A 10,287-nucleotide genomic window follows, 5' to 3' on the forward strand; every position below is an offset into this window, starting at 1 on the left:
CTTTTCCACACCTGGCTGGTCTGCTGGGTCATCTGGGCGACAACCGCCACCACCAGGGCGAGCACCACCACCGCGAGCATGAGCTCGACAAGTGTGAAGGCCCGGATGGAACGCTGAGGGGACATGGCTAGGGTGCGGGAGATTGGAGAGCAGGGTGAACCGGTCCGGAACTAGCGGCCGTTGTCGGGTACGAGGAAAGAAACTCTCCTGGCATCCGGGTTTTTGAGGATGTCCGCCACTTTACTGGTCCGCGGCCCTTGTGTGCCCAGGACGCTCACCGTCACCAGCGCCAGTCGCGAAGGAGCACCACTGGAGGGCAGCGCAGCAGATGGAGCCACCTGATAGGCGGCCTTGTAGCGGGCGAGCGAGGGATTCGCGGCACGCCCCCCTTGATCGTCAAAACACCAGGGCTCGGAAGCGGAGTCGGACTGCAACTGGGTCAGACGGGAGAAGTCTGTCTGCTGCGCAGCATGAATCATCTGCTGGGTGATCTGGCTGCACACCGTGGTGTCAATGGCCTGACGTGAAACATCCAGCCCCACCGGCAGCAGGCCGAAGATGGTGACGAAGGCAAATGAGACAATGCCCATGGCAAGCGTCACCTCCACCAGCGAGAAGCCGTGGCGGGCACGACGGGAGGCGCCAGACAGGAATGGCAGTCGCATGGCGCAACGTTTTACTTCCTGGAATGTCACGGTGGACTTCATGCTCGCAGTATGACATCCACACCCGCCCGCTGCCTACCTAGCCAGATGGCTAATTATTTTGCATGAGTTATGCAGATATGATGACGCGCATGAAATATTCTGAAAGACTGGTGCGTCATGAAGCCGCCCGCCGTGAGGCAGGATCCCGCTCGTGGCATGTCATTCGAATGATCGCACCTGTCTCTGCAACTCTCTTCCGCTCCCTGGCCCTCTGGTTGACCGCGCTGCTGGTCATGCACTGGAGTGGAGGAATTGTGCGCGGTGCGGAGCCACCCCTCACCTCCATCGTCAGCATTCGTGCGCTGACGGCCGAACAGGCCGCGAAGCGGCTGCCGGTGTTGGTGGATGCCACGGTGACCTTTCGCAATTCACGACAGTCCAATCTGATCGCCAACGATGGCCGCGAGGGCGTCTATGTGGCTGTGCCAGAAGGAATGGGCGCTGAACTCAAACTGGGCAGCCGCATCCGCATTGAAGGGGTGACGCAGCCCGGGGGCTTCCTGCCCATCATCGAATGCCACCACATCACTCATCTGGGCGATGGGGCACCGCCACCACCCAAACGCATCGATGCTGCCGAACTTTTTTCACCCTCATTGGACTGTCAATGGGTGGAGGTGGCAGCGGTCATGACGGGTGTCTTGTGGCATGACAATTCGCTCGTCATCACTGCGGAAATTTCCGGCTGGACCGTACGGCTCCTCGTGCCTACGGGTGAAGATGCCGTGCAAAAAGCCTCCCAGTTGATGCAGCGGCCCGTGACCATCCGTGGCGTAGTGGGCAGTGTTTTCAACAGCCAGCGCCAGCTTGCGGGACGGCATTTCTTTGTGCCCAGTTTTGATCAGATCGTCCCCTCCGAGGCTCCCGCTCCGGAGGGGGAACCGCGCCTGACCCCGGTGAATGAACTGCTGCGCAGCGATTCCAACTCGAGCACACGTGTGAGAGTACGCGGCGTGGTGACGCACACCACGGATGATGGCCTCTACATGCGGGGAGAGGGCGGCAGCATCTTTGTCCACACCGCAGCCAAGGACATCGTTCTAGGCACGCGGGTGGAAGCTGAAGGCTTTGCCGCAGTCGCGCCATTTCGTCCGGTCCTTCGCGCCACCAGGGTCACACCCCTGAGCATTGCCATTCCTCCGCAACCTCAGGTGCTGAATCTTAAGGCCCGGCAACTCGGCACTCAGCAGGCAGAACTGGTGACGGTGGATGCGCTGGTGCAGGCGCAGCGCGATGGGCCGAACTACGAAAGTACGCTGCAATGCCGCACGGGTGATTGGTTCTTTGAAGCAACACTTCCGCCCCGCAGTGATCCCTATCCCCGGTTTACTCCGGACACACGCCTGCGGCTCACGGGCATCTGTGAGCTGACCACCACCCGGCCTCTTCCCTTCAGCGAGAGCGTGGACGGCTTCCGCCTGCATCTTCGTGGCGGGAACGACGTGGCCATCATCCAGCACCCACCCTGGTGGACACTGCGGCGCACGCTGTGGGCCCTGGGCATCCTGGGTGCGGCGTCGCTATTGTCCCTGGGTTGGGCAGCCCTGCTGCGCCAGCGCGTGACGGAGCAGACGCGCATCATCGGCACCCAGATCGAACGCTCGGCGGTGAAGGATGAACGGGAGCGCATTGCCCGGGAACTGCACGACACCATTGAGCAGGAACTGGCCGGACTCTCCATCCAGCTTCGCAACGCACGGCAACGCATCGCCACCGCCCCAGACCAGGCCAGCCAGTCACTGGGTCTGGCGGAGCAGATGCTGCGGCACTGCCGCGAGGAGGCGCGCACCTCCATCCGCGATCTGCGGAGCACCGCCCTGGAGCTGCGCGGCCTGCATGGGGCCCTGGAAGAGATGCTCACACCGCTGGCCACCGAGGCCGGAGCGCACTTTACCCTGGAGGTGAAAGGGCAGCCGTATCACCTGGCCGGGCCCTCGGAGATCCACCTGCTGCGCATCGCCCATGAAGCGGTGGTGAATGCCTCGCGCCATGCCTCGCCACGCCTTATCCAGGTAAAACTGGAGTTTACTCCTGAAACCATTTCTCTGGAGGTGCAGGATGACGGTTGCGGCTTTGATACCAACGCCCCGGCGCCGCGGGGTCACTTTGGCATGCTGGGCATTCGCGAACGCGTCAACAAACTGCAAGGCACGCTCCAGACGCATTCTGAACCCGGCAAGGGCACCCGCATCCATGTGGTGGTGCCTTCAGAATTTGCCAAGCGTTCCAATGGTTCCACTCCTCACTCATGAAAAGAAAAATCCGTGTTCTGGTAGTCGATGATCATGCGATGATGCGCCTCGGCCTGACGGAGGCCATCTCCGGCGAGCGCGACATGACCCTGGTGGGCGAAGCAAGCAACGGCACCCAGGCGATCCAGCTCTACCGTGAGCACCAGCCCGATGTGGTGACCATGGACTTCAAGATGCCCGGACAGGATGGTGCGGAGATCACGAAGCAACTGCGCCTTGAGTTCCCCGATGCCCGCGTCGTCCTGCTGACAGTGTTCGAAGGGGAAGAAGACATCTGGCGGGCGGTGCAGGCGGGTGCCTCAGGCTATGTCTCGAAGTCCGCCGAGGTGGAAGAGTTGTTGGAGGTGGTGCGAAAGATCTTTGCCGGGGAACAATACTTCTCCCCCAATGTCGCGGCGAAGCTCGCGGCAAGACAGGCGCGGAATGCGCTCACACCGCGTGAGCTCCAGGTGCTCCGCCACATCGTGGCCGGATACAGCAACAAGGAGATCGCAGCGAAGCTGCACATGTCTGAAGCAACGGTGAAGCTGCATATCTCCAACACCCTCGACAAGCTCGACGTCGCCGACCGAACCCAGGCGGCCATTGAGGCCGTGAAGCGGGGCATTGTGCATTTGGACGAGTGATTCGGTAAGAGGTAAGTGGTGGCAGTGAGTGGACGATGGACCGTCATACACTTGGGACGAAACTCCACCCTCTCCTGACCAACGACGGGGTTGGAGTTCCGCGTTTACGCGGTCAGGGCGCATTACCCCTGGCGCGCGGGGCCGGAGACCCCGCCTCCTTTACGCCGCGGCTAAGCTCTGTGAGGCCTTGGCCCCCACTTATCACTTTTTACTCTTAACTTTTCACTTCATCCATTCACCCCAACCACCCTCTCAACGTCGCCACCAACGACTGCTCCGTGGTAGTGCTGTACCAGCGAATGTCGTGAGTTCCTGCCAGTTGGCTCAGGCCTGCCCGCCACTCCGCCACGCGACGGGCATACGCAGTGCGGATGGGTTCCGCGGCGGTTCGCAGATGGCCGCCGGTTTCGGGTTCAATGAAATCATAGTCCCCGCCCTCGGGCAGGGAGACTTCCATCGGATCGAGCACCTGGAGGGCAAAGACATCGTGCCCCTGGGCGCGGAAGGCGGCGAGTTCAGCCACGGTCGCCTCCTCCTGATCCAGGAAATCGGAGATGAACAGGATAAAGCCCCGCTGACGACAGAAGGTCCGCATCTCTCGCAACGCCTCCGCCATGTCCCCTGCCCCCTCCGCAGTGCTACCGCCAAGAGCCGCACAGATGCCAGAAACGTGATCCTTGCTGTTGCGCGGCGGCAGGCTCGTCCCATGGGTCAGATGCAACGCCGGAGCATCGCCTTGCCTCCGGGCGAGGTGCGCGGCTCCCGCCAGAGCCCGCTTACCGTACTGATGCTTCGAGCTGGGGCCATGCTGGATGGACATGGACGCACTGCTGTCCAGCACCAGATAAACAGGACGTCTGGATTCGGCGCGGCTCTCCCGCACATAGAGCCGCCGTTGCCGTGCCAGCAACGACCAGTTCACCCGGCGCAGGTCATCACCGGGCTGATAGGGACGGTGACTGTGAAACTCCACCCCTGGGCCACGCTGCAGGCTCTGATGCTGCCCGTGCCAGACAGCGTCTGCCAGGCCACGGCCCACCAGGTCCAGATCTTCCATGGCGAGGAAGACCTCCGGATCTTCCACCGTCATTGATGCGGCGACAGCGTTCATGATTTCTCCTGAGACACCTGTTGCAGCAACTTCGCGACGATCGCGTCCGCATCCACCTTCTCAGCCCGGGCGCGGAAGTTCAGGACCAGACGGTGGCGCAACACGGCTGGAGCGAGTGCCCGGATGTCTGCAAAGTCCACATGAGCCCGACCGTTGAGAAGGGCCCGAGCCTTGCCCGCGAGCACCAGTGCCTGGGAGGCACGCGGACTGGCACCGCACTCGATGAATTCCGTGACGCCCGGCACGCTGCCGGTTTGCGGTCGCGTCGCCGAGGCGAGGCGGACCGCATAACGCCCCACGTCAGTAGAGATAGGCACCGCCTGCACGCTCTCCTGGAGGGCCTTCAGGGCCTCTGCATCCAGCACGGCATTCACCGCAGCCAGCGCGCTGCCCGGCGCATTCATGGCGATGGCCAGCTCGTCCTCCTGGTCCGGGTAGTTCACCCGAATGCAGAAGAAGAAACGGTCGAGCTGCGCCTCCGGCAGTGGGTAGGTGCCTTCCATCTCGATCGGGTTCTGCGTGGCGAGTACGAGGAAAGGACTAGGCAAAGTGTAGGTCTCCCGTCCAATCGTCACCTGCCCCTCCTGCATGGCCTGGAGCAGCGCGGCCTGGGTCTTGGGAGGGGTGCGGTTGATTTCATCGGCAAGCAGGACGTTGGCGAAGAGCGGCCCTGGCATGACGATGCGCTGATAGCGCCCCGTGGAGGGGTCCTCCTCGAGCACCTCAGTCCCGGTGATGTCTCCCGGCATGAGATCCGGGGTGAACTGCACACGATGAAACTCGAGGTGCAACGCCTTGGCCAGGGCGGCGCTCATGAGCGTCTTGCCCACACCCGGCACCCCGAAAAGCAAGGCATGACCGCGACAAAGCAGCGTGAGCAGCAGGAGCTCGGCGGTCTCCTCCTGACCCACGACACATTTTTTCATTTCACTGCGCAGCGCTTCGCGGGCGGCAAACAGTCGGGCAGCGGGATCGTTGGAAGTGGCTGGAGTGGACATGATTCAGGGGAAGTGAGGGGTCGTGTTATTCGAACTTTGATTTGCCGCCACCGATGGCGAGGCCGATGCGGGATGCTGGCTCGGCATCCTCCTCCGCCGGGCGCTGCGTGGCTTTGCCATCGCCGTTGCCATCGAGCTGGGCGTGTTCCTGCACGATGTAGCCACCCTGCTTGTAGAGAGCGAGAACGGCCTCGTTGGTGGCGAGATAGAGCTCTGTCAGACTGAGCACGCCGTCCTGGTTGGCATCACTGGCAGGTGCAGCAAGCGCCTGGGCCAGGGCTTTAGGAAACTCCGTCTCACTCTCCTTGTCCCCGGCGGTGGTGGCGGTCACGACATAACGCCCAGGTCCCGAGGTCCGCCGGACCAGATCCGCACTGACCGTGGTGGTCCCCAGCACCACCAAAGGCACCTGGGGCGCGCATTCCTTCAGGGCATCCCCCATTTCACGCAGACTCACATCCGGCCCCGGCAGATTGAACATGGCCCCGCCCGTGACAGGGTTGGCGTGCCCTTGCAGGATGACCCATGCAGGGCCCGCTCCGGCAGTCTTGGTGTGCGCCACCACCTTCGCCAGCTCATCCAGCAGGGCCTCCCGGGTACAGGGGCCGTCGTAGCCGGCATTCTTGGGGCCGTACAGGACGGTGATATTCCCCGCCGGCACCCCGAAGCGCCCGGTCAGAGAGCTGCGCAGAGACTCCAGATTGGTTTCATAGAACTCGTGATGCTCGTCATCCCCCGGGGTCCCGTTGAAGATCCACACCTTCGGCATGGCCGTGTTGACGGAGGGCCGGGCAACCGGTTCCTGGGCAGAACCCTTCGGAGCTGCCAGCAGGCAGATCATGCAGCAGAGGATCAGGCGAGTACTGGGCATGTCAGCGGGCAGAGGGTGAAACACGTTTCTTCCAGATCAGGATGCGGTTGTCGAAGGTCTTGGTCGCAAAGCGGTCCGACCCCAGCGGAGTGAAGTGATAACAACCGGCGGGGGCGGGCGGAGCCGTCCAGATCTCCGTGCCATCCGGCAGGGCCAGTTGGCGCACCGGGGCATTCGCCCGGGCCGAGGTGATGAAGGCGCTCTTGTAGTCAGGCGCATAGGCCACGGAGGTGAGATCATCGATAGAGCGGCTGATGGTGATGGCCTGCGGAGCATCTGCGGCACAGCGGACCACCCCGCGCTCCCGCATCGCCACGAGGGCCTCTGAGCCGTCCAGGTTCACAGCGATCCAGCGCGGAGTGACCGAGATGCGAGACACCCACAAGACCTTCAGGTCAGCCAACGAGATCATGGCCACCAGATCCTCCTCCGGGCCGGGCACCTCAAACGCCACCCCCGCCGCCTTGCCATCCCGGGATACAGCCATGGATTGCGCGAGGATGTTGCGGGTGATCTCGGGGAAGATCTGCGCCACCGGCATCCGCCGCGGACTGCTGCCTCCCGCCGCATGCACGGTGAGGCCAGCGTTTGAAAACACTACGAGATCCTGGGTTCCAGGAAGAAACTCTGCCGCGACAGGCGGGGCATTCTGCGTGACCTCCCGAGGCACGCCGTTTGGGTTGACCGTCGTTTTCCGGGTTTCCACCGGGACCGTCAGAACACGCTTTCCAGCCTCGTCCTCCACCATCACGGCGCCGGACTGGTTGGAGAAGGCGATCCTCTGCCCATCCTTGGACCACGCGAGCATCCTCAGGGTGAGCGTGCCCGTGGTCGAGCGGCCCAGCGTGCGCACCGTGGTCAGGTCCTGGGTCTCCACGAGGTCGATGCCCTGAGGGTGCAAATTGGCGAGATGCGTCCCGTCTGACATGGCCCGCAGGGGTCCCCGATCAGGGCCAAGTTTGGTCTCGGCCTGCTGAACCTCGATGGTCCAGAGCCCGTCATGAAAACCTTTGAGGATCCGCTTGAGCCTCAATCGCGCCTCCTCGCTGGGGTGCGACGCCATGGCATCACGCAGCCGAGGCTCTGCTTCGAGCATCTGCGTCAGCGCTTGCTGTGCCTCATCCCGCAGGCGGACCTTGGGCGCAGCCAGTTGCTCAATGAGCGCTGGCACGCGGTCCGCATCCCGCTGTGGTTCCTGAGCAGCAAGAGCAGCCGCCAGACAAAGCCATGTCACGAAGACTCGATTCATGCAGCGCCAGGGAGAGGGGTTAAAGGAGTCACACTGGAGCGACCGGCGCGGCGCAGCAGCCACTCCAAAGCAAGCAGAGTCATGATGACCGCCCACCACGACCATCGGCTCCACACCGGCTGCGGCCAGGCCCGCGACTCACGTGCGGCATGGGCCTCAGAGGCGGCGAGACTGGCGGCCACAGCGGACTCCACGGTGGTCAGCACCTCACCGCCGCCCGCTTTGGCCAGACCCGCCATGAGTTCACCATCGGGAGCAGAGCGGGTGTATTCGCGGCTCTGCACCAGCACGCCACACTGCGCCGCATCCGTGAGGACTTCGCGCCCCGTGTTGGTATCGAAGAGCACCTGCACCTCCTGGGTGGTTATCTCTCTGGGCATTTGCAGCGTGCCGGCAAACTCCCGCCGGTCCCGGTCATAGGTGAGGCGGACACGGGGACTCCCCGGCAGATCGAGGCGGGCACCGATCTCCTGCACTGCCACCTTCTCTGGATCCGTCTCCGCCAGGAACTCCACTGCCACAGGCAACTTCCCGCCCGGCTCAGCTTGCGCGACGAGGATCTTTCCCGAGAGCTTGTCCCGTCGCCAGCGGATGCTGTTTTCCGCGAGCCATTTCATGGTGTTCACCCAGTACGCGGCATAGTACGGGGAGGGATGGGGAGGCCGTGGCGAAGCGGGAGCTTGCGCCTCGCTGGGATGGGTGGTCAGAGATGCGCCCTGCCCCAGCTCAATGCGATCCCCCAAGGTAGGCGCGTGGTCAGAGCTCCAGCGGATCACTTCTGAACCCCAGCCACCATTGGGATCCGGCAGGTAGGCGATGGAACGGCCTCGGCCGTAGTTCTGAGCGGCGATGACAGGCTGGTCGAGCTCATCCTTCACCACTGCGAGAATCGTGGCCCCGGGCTTGGCGCGTCGCACGCGGTTCATCCCGCTAAAGGAGGGGTGCGAGTCCAGGATCGCCGCATTCTCCTTGGGGTCGCTCACCAGCTGCCAGATGGGATGGTTCCGCACCGAGGCAGGAATGGCCACCTCCAGCGTGCCGCCATAGTTGCCATCGCCGTAATCCACCATGTCCACCGGAGTGATCTTCTCCCAAGGCGTGCGGTCATAGTTGCCGGAGTCGAAGGCGGTGTTGCCGCCGGCCATGAGGAAGCCCCCGCCCCGCTCCACCACCCACTCCACGACCCACTGCATCTGCTCCTCAGAAAAGTTCCCCACCGGCACATCGCTGAACATCATCACATCATAACCGTGCAGCTCCTCACGGGTTTTAGGAAACGGACGCGAGGAATCCACCAGCATCTCGCCATTGGCGAACTTCACCCCAAAGAGGTTGGGCCGGTCCACATACTGGCTCACCGGGGTGAAGGTGGTGCATTCCATCTCACCGGTGCCGGTGCATGCGGAGGTGATCATTTCGATGTCATTGACGAAGTGCCCCTCGGATCCCAGCGAGCGCTTGGCATGGGTGCCTTCCGCCACAAGCACCCGCAGCTTGGTGGTCACCACTTCCATGGTGAAGGTGAAGCGGTTGTCCTCCAGCGTCGCCTCCGTGCCTGGTCCCTTGAGTTCCACGGTGTACTTCGTGGTGCGGGCCGGACTCACGAAGACGAGCTTGCGTGAGGCGGTGGCGACGCTGGCATCAGAAGCAGGCGAAAAGGTGACCGTCTGCCTCGTGATCTCCGCCCCCTCATCATCCCGGAGGATGAGATCAAAGCCCTCCGTCCTGGAGACACCGCCCGCCTCCAGCTCCACGGGCACCACCACGCGGGAATGGGCACGCACCATGCGCGGCGGCAGCACTGAGACCAAGGCCGCGTTTCGCGCTGGCACATCGCGACCCACCAATCGCGTGGACAGCCGAACCCCCGCCTCGTGCAGCGCACCCAGCGCCGTGCTGAGCCGAGAAGCATCCTGCACACAACCATCTGACACCACTATGACATGGTCGAGATTCGAGGACCCGCTGCTGGCAACCATGCGCTCCAATGCCGCAGCCAGCCGCGTTTCTGGGCCATCCGGCTTCAGGGTGAGGTCCCCGTTCGTTCCGATAGGCAAAGGCTCCGAATCCCCCGAGAACTGAAGGTACTCCGGTGCAGGCAGCCCCGCCTTCTGAAACGCGGAACCCAAGTCAGCCGTCCACCCCAGCGCCTCCTCCCAACGGGTCCCCTGCTCGGTACCCGCCATCGTCATGCTCGCAGACGCATCCACCAGCACCACACTGCGTGAGGCCTTTACGGGCGTGCTCACATTCTCCGACGGGTTCAACAAGATGAATGCAATCAAAGCGATGGCGCTCAGACGCAGCAACAATACAGGAGCCTGGAGCCATGCCGGATGCAATGGTCTGCCCCGGAGCGCCGTCACTACGGCCAGCAGTGCGGCACCCACAGCGAGCCCCACGATCAGAGGGACTGGCAGCGCTGGTTGCAGGGTGGAGTACAGATTCATGCAGGAAGAGAGGGATGCGGGGG

Annotated in this window: 9 protein-coding genes; 2 read left to right on the forward strand and 7 right to left on the reverse strand. The window is 63.2% G+C overall.

Features of this window, described 5'->3' with window-relative positions:
• Positions 1–125, reverse strand: a 125-nt coding sequence (locus tag BV106_RS36990) for a prepilin-type N-terminal cleavage/methylation domain-containing protein (protein WP_265595248.1), incomplete at its 3' end; no start/stop codon positions are given.
• A gap of 45 nt (positions 126–170) precedes the next feature.
• The gene (vccB, locus tag BV106_RS02175; RefSeq protein ID WP_265595244.1) at positions 171–665 is read right to left on the reverse strand and encodes a Verru_Chthon cassette protein B; all 495 of its coding nucleotides are present in this window, start codon (positions 663–665) and stop codon (positions 171–173) included.
• 131 nt (positions 666–796) lie between these two features.
• Between vccB and BV106_RS02180 the strand changes: the two genes are divergently transcribed.
• Both BV106_RS02180 and BV106_RS02185 read left to right on the forward strand, forming a co-directional pair.
• Positions 797–2,959 (forward strand): sensor histidine kinase, encoded by a 2,163-nt coding sequence (locus tag BV106_RS02180; RefSeq protein ID WP_265595245.1) that lies wholly within the window; start codon positions 797–799, stop codon positions 2,957–2,959.
• On the forward strand, positions 2,956–3,585 hold the full coding sequence (locus tag BV106_RS02185; protein ID WP_038159833.1) for a response regulator transcription factor: 630 nt from the start codon (positions 2,956–2,958) through the stop codon (positions 3,583–3,585). Before BV106_RS02180 ends, BV106_RS02185 begins: the two co-directional genes overlap by 4 nt.
• Before the next feature lie 235 nt (positions 3,586–3,820).
• On the opposite strand, the gene BV106_RS02190 is transcribed toward BV106_RS02185, so the two are convergent.
• The 5 genes from BV106_RS02190 to BV106_RS02210 are packed head-to-tail and all read right to left on the reverse strand — an operon-like array spanning position 3,821 to position 10,264.
• Entirely contained in the window at positions 3,821–4,696 is an 876-nt protein-coding gene (locus tag BV106_RS02190) for a DUF58 domain-containing protein (RefSeq protein WP_081891454.1), read from the reverse strand.
• On the reverse strand, positions 4,693–5,694 hold the full coding sequence (locus tag BV106_RS02195; RefSeq protein WP_038159837.1) for a MoxR family ATPase: 1,002 nt from the start codon (positions 5,692–5,694) through the stop codon (positions 4,693–4,695). Before BV106_RS02195 ends, BV106_RS02190 begins: the two co-directional genes overlap by 4 nt.
• Positions 5,695–5,719: 25 nt before the next feature.
• Positions 5,720–6,565 (reverse strand): hypothetical protein, encoded by an 846-nt coding sequence (locus BV106_RS02200; RefSeq protein ID WP_038159840.1) that lies wholly within the window; start codon positions 6,563–6,565, stop codon positions 5,720–5,722.
• Between the two features lies 1 nt (position 6,566).
• Positions 6,567–7,814, reverse strand: coding sequence for a hypothetical protein (locus BV106_RS02205; protein WP_038159843.1), 1,248 nt, complete (start codon positions 7,812–7,814; stop codon positions 6,567–6,569).
• Positions 7,811–10,264 (reverse strand): glutamine amidotransferase, encoded by a 2,454-nt coding sequence (locus tag BV106_RS02210; RefSeq protein WP_038159846.1) that lies wholly within the window; start codon positions 10,262–10,264, stop codon positions 7,811–7,813. Before BV106_RS02210 ends, BV106_RS02205 begins: the two co-directional genes overlap by 4 nt.
• Positions 10,265–10,287 lie beyond the last annotated feature (23 nt).

Source organism: Verrucomicrobium sp. BvORR106 (assembly GCF_000739655.1).
GTDB lineage: Bacteria > Verrucomicrobiota > Verrucomicrobiia > Verrucomicrobiales > Verrucomicrobiaceae > Verrucomicrobium.